The sequence below is a fragment of the Lysinibacillus capsici genome (genome assembly GCF_020217405.1).
Lineage (GTDB): Bacteria > Bacillota > Bacilli > Bacillales_A > Planococcaceae > Lysinibacillus > Lysinibacillus capsici.
Genome location: NZ_CP084108.1, coordinates 2,421,946 through 2,438,068, shown reverse-complemented (window position 1 = coordinate 2,438,068; position 16,123 = coordinate 2,421,946). Strand labels below are relative to the sequence as shown.

The 16,123-nt window shown below is 37.5% G+C and carries 13 protein-coding genes; 4 read left to right on the top strand and 9 right to left on the bottom strand.

Going from position 1 to position 16,123, the window contains the following annotated elements; genetic code table 11:
- Positions 1 to 56 precede the first annotated feature (56 nt).
- The gene (locus LCP48_RS11960) at positions 57 to 914 is read left to right on the top strand and encodes a PhzF family phenazine biosynthesis protein (protein WP_004229988.1); all 858 of its coding nucleotides are present in this window, start codon (positions 57 to 59) and stop codon (positions 912 to 914) included.
- Positions 915 to 1,160: 246 nt separating this feature from the next.
- Here the strand turns inward: LCP48_RS11960 and LCP48_RS11955 are convergent, their stop codons facing one another.
- Positions 1,161 to 1,676 carry a hypothetical protein gene (locus LCP48_RS11955; RefSeq protein WP_225341035.1) on the bottom strand — a complete coding sequence of 172 codons (516 nt, stop codon included), beginning with the start codon at positions 1,674 to 1,676 and terminating at the stop codon, positions 1,161 to 1,163.
- Between the two features lie 333 nt (positions 1,677 to 2,009).
- Complete coding sequence (locus tag LCP48_RS11945) at positions 2,010 to 2,891, bottom strand: GNAT family N-acetyltransferase (RefSeq protein WP_216485473.1); 882 nt, start codon at positions 2,889 to 2,891, stop codon at positions 2,010 to 2,012.
- Positions 2,892 to 3,307: 416 nt separating this feature from the next.
- Here LCP48_RS11945 and LCP48_RS11940 point away from each other — a divergent pair, with 416 nt between their 5' ends.
- The 3 genes from LCP48_RS11940 to LCP48_RS11930 are packed head-to-tail and all read left to right on the top strand — an operon-like array spanning position 3,308 to position 7,083.
- Positions 3,308 to 4,834, top strand: coding sequence for a spore germination protein (locus tag LCP48_RS11940; protein ID WP_004229997.1), 1,527 nt, complete (start codon positions 3,308 to 3,310; stop codon positions 4,832 to 4,834).
- Positions 4,835 to 4,850: 16 nt separating this feature from the next.
- Complete coding sequence (locus LCP48_RS11935) at positions 4,851 to 5,972, top strand: GerAB/ArcD/ProY family transporter (protein WP_004229999.1); 1,122 nt, start codon at positions 4,851 to 4,853, stop codon at positions 5,970 to 5,972.
- Entirely contained in the window at positions 5,959 to 7,083 is a 1,125-nt protein-coding gene (locus LCP48_RS11930) for a Ger(x)C family spore germination protein (protein WP_225340215.1), read from the top strand. Before LCP48_RS11935 ends, LCP48_RS11930 begins: the two co-directional genes overlap by 14 nt.
- Here the strand turns inward: LCP48_RS11930 and LCP48_RS11925 are convergent, their stop codons facing one another.
- The 7 genes from LCP48_RS11925 to proS all read right to left on the bottom strand — a co-directional run bounded on the left by LCP48_RS11925 (position 7,084) and on the right by proS (position 15,993).
- Positions 7,084 to 8,034: a nucleoside hydrolase gene (locus LCP48_RS11925; protein ID WP_225340214.1), complete on the bottom strand. Its 951-nt coding sequence runs from the start codon at positions 8,032 to 8,034 to the stop codon at positions 7,084 to 7,086.
- A 144-nt stretch (positions 8,035 to 8,178) separates the two neighbouring features.
- Complete coding sequence (locus tag LCP48_RS11920) at positions 8,179 to 11,349, bottom strand: ATP-binding cassette domain-containing protein (protein WP_225340213.1); 3,171 nt, start codon at positions 11,347 to 11,349, stop codon at positions 8,179 to 8,181.
- Between the two features lie 103 nt (positions 11,350 to 11,452).
- Positions 11,453 to 11,863 (bottom strand): SRPBCC family protein, encoded by a 411-nt coding sequence (locus LCP48_RS11915; protein WP_202342173.1) that lies wholly within the window; start codon positions 11,861 to 11,863, stop codon positions 11,453 to 11,455.
- The gene (locus tag LCP48_RS11910) at positions 11,860 to 12,186 is read right to left on the bottom strand and encodes an ArsR/SmtB family transcription factor (protein WP_202342172.1); all 327 of its coding nucleotides are present in this window, start codon (positions 12,184 to 12,186) and stop codon (positions 11,860 to 11,862) included. The genes LCP48_RS11915 and LCP48_RS11910 overlap by 4 nt, the downstream gene beginning before the upstream one ends.
- Positions 12,187 to 12,473: 287 nt before the next feature.
- Entirely contained in the window at positions 12,474 to 13,160 is a 687-nt protein-coding gene (locus tag LCP48_RS11905) for a Dph6-related ATP pyrophosphatase (protein ID WP_202342171.1), read from the bottom strand.
- 13 nt (positions 13,161 to 13,173) lie between these two features.
- On the bottom strand, positions 13,174 to 14,247 hold the full coding sequence (locus LCP48_RS11900) for an SRPBCC family protein (protein ID WP_225340212.1): 1,074 nt from the start codon (positions 14,245 to 14,247) through the stop codon (positions 13,174 to 13,176).
- A gap of 309 nt (positions 14,248 to 14,556) precedes the next feature.
- Positions 14,557 to 15,993, bottom strand: coding sequence for a proline--tRNA ligase (gene proS, locus LCP48_RS11895; RefSeq protein WP_225340211.1), 1,437 nt, complete (start codon positions 15,991 to 15,993; stop codon positions 14,557 to 14,559).
- Positions 15,994 to 16,123 lie beyond the last annotated feature (130 nt).

Genomic DNA, 16,123 nt, shown 5'->3' with positions numbered 1-16,123 from the left:
CATTTTTACGTAGTTCTTTATATGCTACAATTCACAATGAGGAAGGAAGATGTTTTATGAAAATATCCGTTTATGTTGCAAGTGCATTTAGCAAGGATCACCAAGGCGGGAATAAAGCAGGAGTGGTATTGAATGAAAATACATTGACTACTACTCAAAAAATGGCGATAGCTAAAGAATTGGGCTATGCGGAAACCGCATTTATATCAGCATCTGAAATGGCTGATTATAAATTTGAGTATTTTACACCAAAAGAAGAGGTTGATTTATGTGGTCATGCCACAATTGGCTCTTTCACGATCCTGATGCATTTAAATAAACTTTTCAAGGATCGCTATACGATTGAAACAAACAGCGGTGTTCTTACTATTACCATAAAAGATAACATCATTTTCATGGAACAAAACAAACCGATATTCTATGATATTATTTCTCCAAACGAGTTTATCGATTGTTTTGACATTCAAGATATAGACAATCAATACCCAATTCAAATTGTCTCCACGGGTCTAAAAGATATTTTAATTCCGATAACAAGCGAAACACAATTACATGCACTGCAACCTAATTTTGAAAAAATTAAAGAAATCAGCGAGTACTATCATGTTGTCGGGACGCATCTGTATACGTTTAATGACAATCGAATTATTTGCAGAAATTTTGCCCCACTATATGACATCAATGAAGAAGCAGCGACTGGCACTTCTAACGGTGCATTAGCTTGCTACCTTTATGAACAGCACCACTTGCAAAAAGAAGTCTATATATTTGAACAAGGTTATTCTTTACACTCTCCTTCCGAAATATTAGTGAAATTAGCAACCAATAGCAAGAATGAAATAGAAAAAGTTTTTGTCGGCGGCAAAGGCTATTACTGTGAAACTAAATGTTTAGAAGTAGAAAAAATGGAGTGAAAATAATTTCTCAACCTCAGACTGTAGATTTTCTGAATTTAAAAATAGAACAATAGATAAAAAGACAAACACATTTTTATAATTGAACAATGTGTTTGTCTTCAATATCTGCTACCTTTTATGAGCTTGTGAGACATAACCGATTCGTTTCCATTGCTCAAGTGGCACATCCTCAATGAATGCCTTGCCTTTTTTCCACCCTAGAAGCCCGTCATGCATTTCAACTAAGTCGTTTTCTCTGCTTCATTATAATAATAAACCTACTTTAATCCCTTTATTTAAAATATTTTGATAGTCAATATAGTCATAGATATCGTCATCGATGAACGAACTTAATTCTTTCAATTCATCCATTGTTAAATCTTCAATGGCTTTGTCATGATCTTCACAATAAATAACGATGGAACCCACGATGCTGTGTGCATCTCTGAACGCAACGCCTTTGCTCACTAAATAATCAGCAACCTCTGTTGCATTCAGAAAACCTCCTTTGACTGCTTTTTTCATGTTTTCACTGTTCACCTTCATCGTAGCAATCATTTTTGACATAATTTGTAGACAAGATAATACGGTGTCCAATGCATCGAAAAATGGCTCCTTATCTTCTTGCATATCTTTATTGTAAGCAAGTGGTAAGCCCTTCATTGTTGTTAAGAGTGAAGTCAGTGAACCATCTACACATCCTGTTTTGCCTCGTATCAGCTCAGCGGCATCAGGTTTTTTTCTGTGGCATAATACTACTGCCAGTAGAATAGGCATCATCAATCGTAATAAATCTAAACTCTTGACTACTCCACAAAATTAACTCTTCACTTAATCTAATAATAATCGAAAAATCGGAATTGAATGATGCGTTCTACAGATGAAAATGAGGAACGCTGACACCAACTGTATACATTGCTTCCTCCTAATGAAATAACTTTATCTATACCATCCTATAGAGAAATGCCCAATATTTATAATGTCAATTAAAAAAGGCTGTTATGGTATGTGAAAATGTGATCCAATTTCATGTTAAAGCGCTCTTGTTCTTGTTCGAAGCGCTCACTTTTTATCCAATGTCGCTCATATTTCAGCTAGAAGTGATCATCCAACTTAGCAATGGGATGTTAAAGGAAACATAAAGTGCCCTTGTAAGAAGGGCTTTTTCGAGAGAATGAATAAGGCATCGTCATCATTTGTGGTGATGGTGGCTGTCATACCTTCGATTGTAAAGTCAGGTGTAAAATAGAATACTACTTTTTTTGTTGTATCCTTAATAATGCTTGCTAATACAGTCTCTGCATTGGTTGCCTGTAAAGAGATGATATCATAAATATTTAATACCCCTTCCTCCTCCTCCATTAATACTATTGTGTCAAATTCTTCTAAATAGTAAATAGCATGAGGGAAAACTAACGTAAAATAAAACATTAATAAACTTTCATTTTCCTCAACAGCAATCATACTAGAATGGATATAACGATTTTTTGCATACTCTTCAAGAAGTGCTAGATCCTGCTCAATTGTCAGCTGTTGGACGCTGGTCAGCTTTGATTGAATAGGTCGTGTGGTAAGATCTAAGCTGTATTCACTTTCATGGATTCTCGTAAAGCCAAACCTCGGATAAAAATCTAGTACTGTTTCATTGGCAAAGAGATACATGAAATCACAGGCACCTTCGTACTCTTCCATGAGATGCAGCATCAACTGCTTTGCCAAGCCTTGATGACGATAATGTTCATCCGTCATCACTGTACCGATCTGAATTCCCTTTAATCGCTCACCATTTACGCGAATCGACATCCTATAAATAGAAGCATTCGCAATTACTTTTCCTGCTTGTACAAATGAGTAAGGAATATATTGGTCATTCCAATAGCCTTTGTTATACCAGCCTCGAAAATCCAGACCAAATGTTTTCATTGCTAAATCATTAAAACTTGCCTTTAATTTTTCATTGTGACGATAATCACTAACTAATTCATATTTTTCCACGTCTATTCCCTCCTATTTTATGTTTCAATCGCTAATTTTTGTAGGAATCATCACCTCCTAAAAACAGAAAAAGACCCTATGAGAACAAGCTCATAGAGTCCTTTGTTATATAAAATATAACTGTGGATTAGACATCATTATGCTTCTCTTTTATCGCAAAAGGGCATTACTAAATAGATCCTATAATTTTAAAAAATTATAGAATGACCCCTTTATTAAATTCATTGGAATTTAATTTGCGATAATTAGTTTTAGCATAAAAAAGGCTAATCTCCTTCTGTTTTTAAGAATACTATTATATTACCGTTAATTGTTAGATATGTCTACATGATGAAAATAAATGAAATAAGTATAGATTACCCCTTTAAAGCCTATTCTATAAACGAGTTAGCAATGAAGGGAGCCTACCAATTACTATGAAATTTAAACTACCTTTCAACAAACAACAAAAACAACAACAACCAGTTCAAGAGGCGCCTAAAGAAAATCTTGTGAGGGTTGCACATGCCACAGATCATTTTATTCAATCGATTAAAAATGCAACGAATCATCCAGCCGATTTAATCATTAAATCTCTTCCACCAAACGTCACTCTTATTTACATCGATAATCTGATTGATGATCAGACTTTAAATAATGATATTATTGCTAATTTACAGAGCAAGCCTCATGATACACCTGAGGCAATTGAGGTGGCCCTTTCTATTGCAGAAGTTAGTCAAACCGGTCTACTAAGGGAAACAGTAGAATTGATGGTCAATGGTTATGTTGTGATACATATAGATGGTTTCCCACAGACTATTTTAGCCAATATCGCTAGCAGAGAGTCTAGAGCATTGTCAGCGCCTGAAAATGAATCGCAGGTAATTGGTACACAGGTTGGATTTAATGAGAGTCTATCTACCAATGTTTCCTTGATTCGTCGCTACATAGTGAGTCCTAATCTTTGTAATGAAAAAGTAAAAATTGGTGCAAGGACAAGTACCTCTGTCTCTCTTTTATATATGCGTGGCATTGCCAATGATCAAATGGTTCAAACAATGCGGCAACGAATCACAGATCTACATATCGATGAACTTATCGATAGTGCCGTATTAGCTGAAATGATTGATGATAATTCACTATCTGTCTTTCCACAAATGCTTTTGACGGAAAGACCTGACAGATTTTGTGATGGCATTTTAGACGGAAAAATTGGGGTTCTCGTAGATGGTAGTTCAATGGCCATCGTTTGCCCCCAAGGATTTACTGAGTTTTTTCAAAGTCAAGAAGATCAAAATTTAAGGTGGCAAATTGCTACTTTTCTTCGTTTATTACGACTGGCTGCCTTCTTTTTATCTGTTTATTTAACACCGTTTTATGTGGCAGCTCTGACATTTCACTATGAAGTGATTCCACAAGCCTTTCTCGTACCATTAAGTGAATCAAGGGCTTTGGTTCCTTTCCCACCGATATTTGAGGCTTTGCTGCTGGAATTTATTATTGAACTACTGAGAGAAGCAGGAGCTAGATTACCAACAAAAATTGGACAAACAATTGGTATCGTTGGTGGTATCGTTATTGGAACAGCTGCTGTACAGGCGGGGATTACCAGTAATATATTGCTGATTATCATTGCGTTAAGTGCCCTAGCCTCTTTTACATCGCCAAGTTATATGATGGGCAATGTGATTCGTCTTATTCGCTTCCCTATTATTATACTTGCAGGATTTTGGGGTTTTTATGGTATCATGCTGGCTTTTTGTTTTATTCTTATTCATTTGTTACGTCAGTCAAGCTTGGGTGCTCCGTACATGTCGCCCTTCTATCCACCGAGGTTGAAGGAAATGCGGGATAGTATTATTAGAATGCCTGTCCCATTAACAGCGAAAAGACCTGCTTTGACAAGACCAAAGGATGAGCATAAATTTGTCCCAGAGCCAGTGAAACCTGATAAAAGTTGAACTGAAGGTGAAATAAATGGGAAAACCTATACAACTTAGCCCTAAAGATATGATCAATGCTTATTTGCTTTTTTTTGTGTTACATGGTGCTCAAATTGGGGTTGGTATACAGGGATTTCAACGCATTATCTATCAGGATGCAAGACAGGATGCATGGATTTCTGTTTTACTGGCTGGGATTGCCACACATATTGTTACGTTTTGTATGATTAAAACATTAGAAATTTACGGCTCTAATGACCTTTACGGAATTCAAATTGATATTTTTGGCAAATGGATTGGCAATTTTTTAAATGCAATATATGTCATCTATTGCTCCGTGGCGTTCTTTTCAGTTTTACGAAATTATATTGAAGTTATACAAGCATGGATTTTTCCTAGCATCGAGACCTGGTTCCTGTCAGCAACTTTATTAATTATTATTATCTATGCCTTTACAGGAGGGCTTCGTGTCATTGTAGGCGTGTCTTTTTTTAGTATCATTCTCTCCTTATGGATTTTCCCAATGTTAGCATTTCCCATAAAATTTGCTACAGTAGAAAGCCTTTTCCCTATTTTAGAAAATGATATTCGCTCCATTTTAAAAGGGGCACAATCAATGACCTTTACCATCATCGGCTTTGAAATACTAAACGTGATTTACCCCTTTGTAAAAGACAAGAAAAAAATTAGAAAACCTGTTCATTTAGGACTATTAGCTACAACCATCATCTATTTAGCCGTGATGATGGTGTCCATTGCATATTACAGTGAAGGCAAGCTATTGAAAACGATATGGGCAACCTTGACATTATTTAGTTTTATCAGCTTCCCCTTTATGGAACGATTTGAATTTGTCGCTGTTTGTTTTTGGATGCTAATCATTTTACCGAATCTCTGTCTATACTTATGGGCTGCGTACCGCGGAGCAATTCGTTTATTCCCGATAAGTGAAAAGTCGTTTGTTTGGCTCTTTTCATTCATCGTTTTAATTGGAACATTATTGGTTCAAACACGGACACAGATTAATACAATTAACACGGTGTTTGGACAAATTGCATTTTACGTAATTTTTGTCTACCCTATTTTACTTTGGCCAATAGCACGACTAAAGAAGAACTTCACATCAAAGAGGGTGAAAAAGAATGAACAAACTTAGAGGAAGATGGATGATTCTTCTCTCCTTTGTTTTTTTATATGGATGTGCACAAACCAATATTTTGGATAAAGTTGGATTAACTACTTTAGTCGGCTATGATGTAGGAACAGAGGATAAAATAAAGACAACAGCTGTTATTCGTGAAGTAAACCCCGAATTTCAAAGCAATGTGGAAATTCTGTCTACAGAAAACGATACGAGTAAAGGAAATCGGATGGAAGCCAATCGTAAGCTTTCGAAAAAAATCATGGTTGGTCAAATGAGAGTCATCCTATTTGGAGAGGAATTGGCAAAAAAAGACCTTCGCTACTATATTGATACAAACCTAGAAAACGCAAGTGTCAGCAATGGGATTTTTATGGCTATTGTAGAAGGTGAAACAGAAACATTACTGAAATACGAATATCAAAATATTGAGGATATTGGGCAGCATATTTTTAGGTTGATTGAACAAAATGTCAAGCAGGAATATATGATTTCCTCTACACTTCATCAAATTGCCCATGATTATTATTCATCTGGAAAAGAATTTGCCATGCCTATTATTAAAAGAGATGACGAGCTGGTGGAATTAAGTGGGATAGCACTTTTTAAAGGCAGCAAAATGGTCAGTACCCTTCCAGCAAAAGATAGCTTTTACGTAAAGATTGTCAGAGATACCTTTAAAGTAGGTTTATATGAAACCGTTCTGGAAAACGAAGATGTACCTTCCGAAATTCTTCAAAAGCCTGCCAATAAAATAACGGTAGCTTTTGATGCAATCCAGTCGAAACGAGAAATGATGTTAGTTGATGCGGATACGCCAACATTTGACCTGAACATCAAAATCAAATCGAGAGTATTAGAGGTGTACCCTGATATCAATCAAGGGGACCCAAAAAGTGTGGCGGCACTGGAAAAAGCAATCGAGAAAAAATTGTCAAAGGAAATACGTAGAGTGATTGCTCATAGTCAGGAAGTTGAGTCTGATATCTTTGGCTTTGGTGAGAAATATCGAAGCGAAGTAAGACATTCTAAGCTAACAAAGGATAAATGGCAAAAAATATATAAAGACATGAAGGTAAATGTCCATGTTGATTTTACAATTTTAAGGGATGGTGTTTTTGAATAACTAGTGAAATGGTTGCCCTGTCATAATCGATAAAAAGTTTTGGAAAAAATGTTCATAATGAATATCAAAAGCAATACGATGCTTTTTTTCGCCATTATTATTTTCATAAGGTCTTGTCTCGGCAATACTTTGCCCCCTTGCAGGTCCTTCTAACTTGTCGACAACGGTTACAGGATAGGACTCATAAATAAACATGTCAGGATAAATAACTGCCATTAGTGTTAAAGCATCATGCACGGGACTTCCTAGAAGTGAGGGGTCCCGTTCTTTATAAAAACGTGTATAGTATTCCATTAAGGGCTTTAGAATTTTTGTTTTGCCAAAGGAGTCAATATAGTCTACCATCCCCGGTGTGACAATGGCCTTTTGTGTCGCATTTAAAGGGATGATTGTCACATTCGTTGCATAGGTAAGCACAATATTAACGGCAAAGGGATCACCATGGAAATTCGCTTCAGCCACTGTCGTTACATTACCTGGCACCCAAAATGCTCCACCCATAATATAAAATTCCTTGATATTTTTCATAAGCTCTTTATAAAGGATAAACATCGTGGCTAGTGAAGTTAATCGCCCAATATTGACAATAATTAGCTCATCATGCTTATACCTTTCAATAATGTTGACGATTTCAAAAAAGTTCTCAATTTTTAATTCGTGATTATCATTTGGAATGATGGGTCCAAGTCCTCGTTTACCATGAATTTCTGGGTAATAGGTCGGCTGCTCTCCTGTTAAGGGTACTTCTGCTCCTAAAATCACAGGAATTCCTTGAGGGAAGTCGAACAATTTCATGACATAATAAATATTGGATACCGCATCCTCTCGCGATACATTGCCATAATCTGCAACGAGTCCCACAATTTCTATTTCTTGATTAAGCCGTGCATAGATCAATGCCACCGTATCATCAATGCCAATATCCCCGAATAACAGCACTTTTTTTACCAAACCATGTCCTCCCTTTTACTACCATTACTGTTATCTTTATAGTAATCAAAGATGACACGAATTATGAATTTTTGTGGAAAAATGAGTGAGTAATTCTAGTCCAACGAAAGAAACCCATATGCCGAAGCACATGGGTTTGATGATTTAGTGATTTGATTGGAGGAACTGATAGACTGCCATCATTTCCTGCTTATTCAATTCGCGTATACGATTAAAAATAGGAATATTGGCAACGGTCTCAAGATGGGAGCCCTCTGTCACAACATCGCTTACAGTACCAGTTAGCCATGTTTCCACATCAATGCCATCAACGATTTGCTGGCGTCCCTCCTCATTAATGCCACTTGCGCCACAGCTTACACAGGGCACGGTTAATTTATGGACTCCATCATGCAGTCCATCTTCAGAGAGCACCTTTTTCCCTTTACAGAATGGACAGGAATGACTGGCTTTGACTTTATTGATTTGGGTTACGATTTTCTTGTAGCCAAATGCTTCATATACATATGTTAGTTTTTTATATTTACCATTCGTAAAATATTGATCGATGATGGTTTCTCTTGTCTCCTGTATATTGGCAAAATCACAGATGGTCACTTGATTTTTATGGCTGATGCGCTCTAGATTATCTTTGATTTTGGCCCAAAAAGGAAAAGCGTTTTGTAGTACGATTTCATAGCCGACAAAGCTTGCTAGCTCTAATTCCAGCATTTTTAGGGATACCTGTGTTTCCCTTGGCAATAAGGAAACATCCTGTAGCAGTGACATGTCTCCGCCCACGATGGCTTTGATTTTTTCTAATTGTGGTAAGTTGCCTACAATGTTGATGACTTCATCAAGCGGCTGGCGAATTAAGTCACGAATATCTGTGTCCCCAAATCGTAATTTCTTTTGGTGGTTGAGCACAGTCCCATGACAAATTGGGCATGGTACCATTTCTCTTGTTTCCTTCATTTGCTCTTTCATAATGGATTTTGAAATCACGATATAACGACCAATGATAAAATTAAAGCCCTCCCACTTTTTCGAGGATTTTGTTGCCTTATCATAAAAGGACTTGTCCCAATAACCATATAAAAATGTATGCTTTTCTTCCTCAGTCATATCATGATAGCTTTTACTAATGTCCTGACCCAGCTCTATTTTAATCTGCTCAAAGAGAAATTCTAATTTAGAATGTTGATAGTATTTTAAAACCTCCATTATATCGGGATGTAGAAGGCCGTCCCAAAATGGCACGTTTTTGTCTTGTACCACAAGATCAAAATCGAATTTTTCAATTTCCAATCGACCAGAGCAGCTAGGACAATGATTTTCTTGGCTATAAAAATCGAAGCTTCTCGTATCCTTATTTGTTGGATGAGCAGCCACAATATGATTGATTAGACCACCTATTTCATACAGGAAGCTATATTGGCTATATAAATGTCTTTCCAAATCAATGGCAACAACTGGGGCAATTTTGTTCGATTCATATTCACCGTAAATCAGACGAGCCATGGAAGATAAGCTCTTTAAGATGCCACCCTTATATATATTTTCCGCATTTTTGAAATAGCTAATATGGTTGTCTTCTAAATATTGAATGCCCTTCCTTAATGCGAGTGTAGATGTGATTTGTAATGGAGTTGAACCCATTGAATGATTATCCTGATTAAAATAATCTTCATGGCTAACTACATTTAGATGTGTTACAGGCTCCTGCTGTCTTTTACCGAAGTCAACAACAAAATCAGAGCTTTCCAGCATATAGGCATTATGCTCAATCATGATGATGGAGATAGATTCATCCTCTAGGATGTCCCTTACACTATCGATAAATTGGTTTAAAATGTTCTGAGATAGCCCTTTAGAAGGCTCATCAAAAATAAATAATGTATGGGGATTACGAGCGTTGGCAAATAACTCTGAGACTAGATGCACACATTGGAATTCACCAGTCGATAGAGATTGCGTTTTTCTCTCAAGTGTTAAGTAGCCTAGTCCAAGCTTAATCAATAAGCTTAAGCGTTTATGTGCGATATCTTCATTAGGTAGTTCATCGATAATATCTTCAATCGAGCGCTGGAAAATATCATCAATGTCCTCACTATATTTTGTTAGTTTCTTTTTAATATCGAGGAATGTTGCGACAGTGGAACGACTCGTAATGGATTGATTACGATCTTGCCCAACCATCACGAGTTTGTCCTTTGGATAGCGTTTGATAAAATCTTTAGCAATACACTCATTAACAAGCGTTGATTTCCCACAACCAGACTCTCCTGTAAAGGTAACAAGTCGATTTTGTGGAATGTCTATTGCATCCATTTGGATATTACGGCAATATAAATCTCGGAATTGATAATAGGATGTTGGTGCTGCTGGATTTCGTTCCCAATAGATAGGCTTTGGTCGTGGAGATTCTTCAACGATTTTTCCTCCGTATTTTCCACTACCTGGTCCAAAGAATAGATGCTCGTCTGCCGTGTCTAACACAGTATCAGAATGATCAATCAACCAAATTTGGTTTTTAGCGCCTAGCTGTTGTATTTGCTCTAAAATTTTTAGTAAGGTGTTATGGTCAAGACCCACAGAAATTTCATCAACAATAATCACGGTGTTTTCGCTTGTTGCCATGAATTCTGCTAAGTACAGCCTTGTTAATTCTCCACCTGATAAAGTTCCCATAACACGATTTAAGGTTAAGTAGCCAATATTCATTTGTATAATATTGTGCAGAATATGCTGTTTTTCTTCACTGATATTTAATTCTTTTGATAAGGAATAGATGGCCTCTATACTTAAATGATGAATATCAGAAATACTATAGAGTTCATTCCATAAAGTGATTTTATACTTCTCCACTTCTGGACTATAGCGCTTACCCAAACATTTTTTACATTCTACATTTTTTGTCGTGCCTCGCCCCTTACATGCAGGACACCAGCCTAACGCATTGTTAAAGGAAAACATCTCTGGCGATAGCTGAAACTCATCTGCCAGTCGGTTACGAATTTCTTTAAAAACACCTGTATGTGTACCAATTGTGGAACGTGGATTGCTAGAGATTGAGGATTTTCCTAGAAAAAGTACAAGGGGCATGTCCTCCATTTTGATGGCACTGAAGTTCGTTTCCATAATGTTTGGAAATAAATATTGATATTCAGCCTTTGGCAATAAAGATACAAGACGTTTTTTGGATTCTTCTCCAATCGTTTGACAAAATGTCGTCTTCCCTGAGCCAGACAAACCTGCTATTGCTAAAGATTGATCGTCGGATAAAACGACATCTAGACGGTTAATATTATTGGCAATTAGTTCATTAATTTTCATTTAGTTATCCTTCCATTTAAGAAAATTAAAAGATTGGACTGAACATGAAAGAACACAATTCTTGCTACGGAATTGCGCTCTTCTTGCTGTTATTTAATTTATACTACGCTAATACTTTTTCAAGTTGTGCACTCATATTTGTCCAAGCATATTTTGCTCCCTCGATTGCACCTTGACGCGCTTTTGTTTCTTCACTGAAGCCACCTTGATCAAGATGAAGCTGAGTCGAGCCATCTGCTTCCTGTGTTAATGTCCATGTAACTGTTGTTGTTTCGCCAGCACTTGTCCAAGTATAAGATAATTTGTAAGGCTCTTCCACTTCCAGTACCTCACAGTCTACAATACCGTCCCACCATTCATTTGGTTCAGCACGGAATTGGAATTTATGTCCTACAACTGGTTGGAAGTCATTGCTCCAGATCCATTTTGCTAGTGTATCTGAGTCAGTTAAAGCATGCCATACTTGCTCGATGGAGCTTGTAAATTTAAAATCTAATGATACATCTGGTTTCATTTGTTTTCCTCCAATAATAGATGTAATTTCGCGATTCTTTCTTTCCAAAAACCTTCATAAAACGATACCCAATCTTGTATTTCTTTCAATGGAGCTGCATTCAATCGATATCTCGTCTCTCTACCTTCCTTGCGTGCAAGAACAAGGCCTGCATCTTTTAGAATGGCTAAATGTTTCGAGACAGCCGTACGCCCCATATCAAATTGAGCGGTTAATTCGTGAAGCGGTAACTCATCTACCTCTGCCAATAAACGGATCAACTTTCGTCTTGTAGGGTCAGCAATGGCTACATAAACGTCACGCTCTTGATGATTGTTATTCAAAACCACTACCCTTTCTAATAGGACACTAATTGGTGTCTTAATTATATGACACCAATTAGTGTCCAGTCAAATATTATTTTGGACAAAGTGATAGGAGTTCTATACCTACAAGGAATAACTAGCTGGAATACAAAAAAGTACAGAGGAGAGCCTGTGTACTTTCGGGTAATTATTCATTTGTTAACTTCAGTTGTTATGGAGGCATGTAACAGAATAACAATACGCCTCAAAAGAAAACCCGTATTGTCATGAATTGCGCATCCCAATAAAGGTTTTCTGATGTGAATTTATGCTAGCTCTAAAGGTAAAAAGGCGTAGTCTCCATCTTTAATAACGGAACCTTTACGCACCGCAATTGGCTGCTGGAAAAGAGGTCCATCAATGACGGTCGTATGGAATTCGCCGCCTTCTCCGCATGGGTCAATGCTCCGGGCTTCAAGCTCCTTTACATATTCAGGGGTAAGCACACGCCCTAAATCGTCCTCCGTCATGCCCAAAGATAGGTTGACCGTGACTATCATTGTAATAAAGCCTAAGTGAATAAATTCATCGACAGCCTCACGATGGTTCATCTCCCACAATGGCATGCCTAGCTTTAAACCTACCTTTTTAGTGACTTTATCGTGCCAGCAGCCATGTTCAGGCATATCTAAGTCTCCTGTTACTAATACTTCAGCTCCCTGCTGCTTTGCATTTACTAATAAACCTACAAATACTTCTTCATAATCCGCCCAGCTTGCTGCAGCAGTATAGACTGGCAGCCCAATAGAGTCAGCTTGTGCCTGGATAAGCGCAGGTGGCATCCCGTGAGACCTTGAACGTTTCCCTTCTTCCTCCAGCATCACGATAAGCCCTATTGCTCGGCCCACCTGTGATGCTTTATATAAAGCTAAAACACTATCCTTGCCACCACTAAATGAAGCTATAAATGTGCGATTTTGTGCATTCTGTTTCCAGCCTGTTGTGTTGGTCATTTCCTTGTCTCCTTTACTGTTCATCAAGATATATGCTTCTAGCCTCCTCGTCAAAAAACTCTATGATCGTTGGATAATGATGAATGTTAATATTGGCCTCTTTCAACATCTTTTGCATAAAGATGGTATCGACAAAAATTTTATTGATAATCATCCTACCTATTGATGGTAAGTCATGGAAATACGCTATTAACTGAATAAGGTCATCAAAGTGAAAAGTCAAAATATAAGTGACATAATTCTGTAATAGCATACTATAGCAATGCTCACGATAAGGATTCGATTGATGATCGAATTGAAAGCTATGAAGCAATTGATAGAATGCCTTATTATTTTGATTAAACATATGTAAAAAATCATCTACATTATTAATTAGATGTAAGTACTCTATGCCATCTTCAAAAGGCATAACGAGTCTTTTTGATTTTCCTTCGATGCTTCTCAATAGTTCGATTGTCAGCTTCTTGCAAGCATTTATCTCATGTGGTGTTACTAATGTTCGGTCCTGCTTATGCTGACAAATATAAGCATGATAATGAGAAAAATATTGCTCCATATTGATATTCGTTTTAGCATGAATTAAAGTTCCTTCTTTGAACGAAAAAGCGTAAAGCGTTTCCTCATTCACTGGATGGGTATACAGATAGAAAAAGAATAAAAAGTCCTTTAACTGTTGTTTCTGCTCTTTGTTGAGTATCGTGATATGCTCTAATTGAGCAAGTTGAAAGAAGCAATAGTTTTTCATAAAATCATTCATCTTGTTATACGGGTTCCGTGGAATTATTCTAGTTGTTGCATTTATTGTGTAGAGCAAATAATAACATACTTGCTCATCATAAACATCTAGCTGCTTGAAACAAGATGTAAGCATAGGCTGCCAGCCGGGCTTTTGAACATATTGCGGATTTTGTGGTTGAAATGCCTCTGACCATTCCAAAAATGTCCCCTGTTCGTGATCAATAAAAAAGAGCTCTGCGCTAGTATCTTCTAATAAAACATATTCGAAATCATTCATGTGAACAGCTCGTAATCCCCGGTTAAATTTGATATTCAGATAGTTATGAAATACTTCTTGTAATACTGTCATTCATATCCTCATTTCTTTAGGATTTTTCAGAAGCAAACGTCCCTTTATTTTATCACAATCATGATGAGAACTTGGCGATAGATGCTAAGATGGAAATACCATTACGAGTGATGAAGACAGCTCGTTGGATCAATGCCTATCTGGAGGAGCCATGGAGAAACAAGAGTGAGAATTTTGACTATCTAAATGGAAGTAAAGTCTTTGGTAAAAGCGCTTTCTTTTTAGCAGAACATTAAAAACCCGAACTAAATTATAAAACAACCTAGTGTGCTTCATAATTGTTCGGGCGTTCTGTTCATGCTTTGTTAATTAATAAGCTTGTGCAAACCAAACTGTATGTTTTGCTTCGTTACCACAGCCAATACATGTGGTTTTCGTTGTTGGTGGATTGAAAGGAATGTTGCGAGATGTGTATTTCGTCTCTTCCTTTACTTTTTCCTCACATGCATCCTCGCCACACCAGCCAGCAAGCACCCAGCCTGGGATTGTGCCATTGTTTTTTGCTGTGTCAATGTGCTGTTGTAATTGTGAAAATGTGTCAATTGTTGTGTGAGCATTTGCTTCACGGAATTGACGAGCTTTTTCTAATAAGCGCGTTTGCATGGTTGTTAATTCTTCTTCAATAGCTGTGATGATTGAAGCTAATTCGACAGTTCGTTTTTCTTCTTCATCACGCGCTTTCAGTAAAGCTTGCTTGTTTTCTAGGTCACGCGGCCCTAATTCAACACGCACAGGCACGCCTTTTAGCTCCCATTCATTGAACTTATAGCCTGGCGATTGGTCTGAATCATCCAGACGTACACGAATACCCTTCGCTTTTAAGGCTGCAAAAATCTCATCTAAATGCTCCATGATTTGAGGGTTCTTTTTCCATGGCCCAACTGGAATTAAAACGACTTGCGTTGGTGCGATGCGTGGAGGTAAAACAAGTCCCTGCTCATCTCCATGCACCATAATAACCGAACCAATTAAACGTGTGGAAGTTCCCCATGATGTTGTGTGTACGTATTCGTGCTGGTTCGCTTTATTTAAATACTTGATATTAAAGGCTTCAGCAAATTTTGTCCCTAAATAATGGGATGTTCCTGCTTGCACAGCCTTGCCATTTTTCATCATTGCCTCAATAGAGTACGTATCGACAGCCCCTGCGAAACGCTCAGAAGGGGTTTTTTGTCCATCATAGACAGGAATTGCTAGTACCTGTTCTACGACTTCTTTATAAATGTCTAGCATTTGCATTGTTTCCTGCCGAGCATCTGCTTCGTCCACGTGCGCTGTATGCCCTTCTTGCCATAAAAATTCTGATGTACGAATAAAAGGCAGTGTTTTCTTTTCCCAACGGAAGACATTTGCCCATTGATTGATCAGCACTGGTAGGTCACGGTAGCTTTTAATCCAATTAGAGTAAAGATGACCAATCATCGTCTCAGATGTTGGACGAAGGGCTAGTCGTTCTTCTAATTGTTCCCCTGCTGCCTCGGTTACCCAAGGAAGCTCAGGGGAGAACCCTTCGATATGATCCTTTTCCTTTTGGAAGAAGGATTCAGGAATAAGCATTGGGAAATAGGCATTACGATGTCCTGTCTCTTTAAAGCGACGATCCATCTCCTCCTGAATATGCTCCCAAATTTCATAGCCGTCTGGCTTAAAGGCGATACAGCCTCGAACAGGTGTATAATCCATCAAATCGGCTTTTTGGATGGTATCGATATACCATTTCGAAAAATCTTCTAGTTGTTTTGACATGTGTTCTCCTCCAATTTTGTTAAATGAATACTTGTTCAACCCGTATAAAGATTTAGCTGAAGCAAGAAAAAAGCACAAAGCTGTCCTCTGAATAAGGACGTCTTTGTGCTGGCATGACGTGGTACCACCT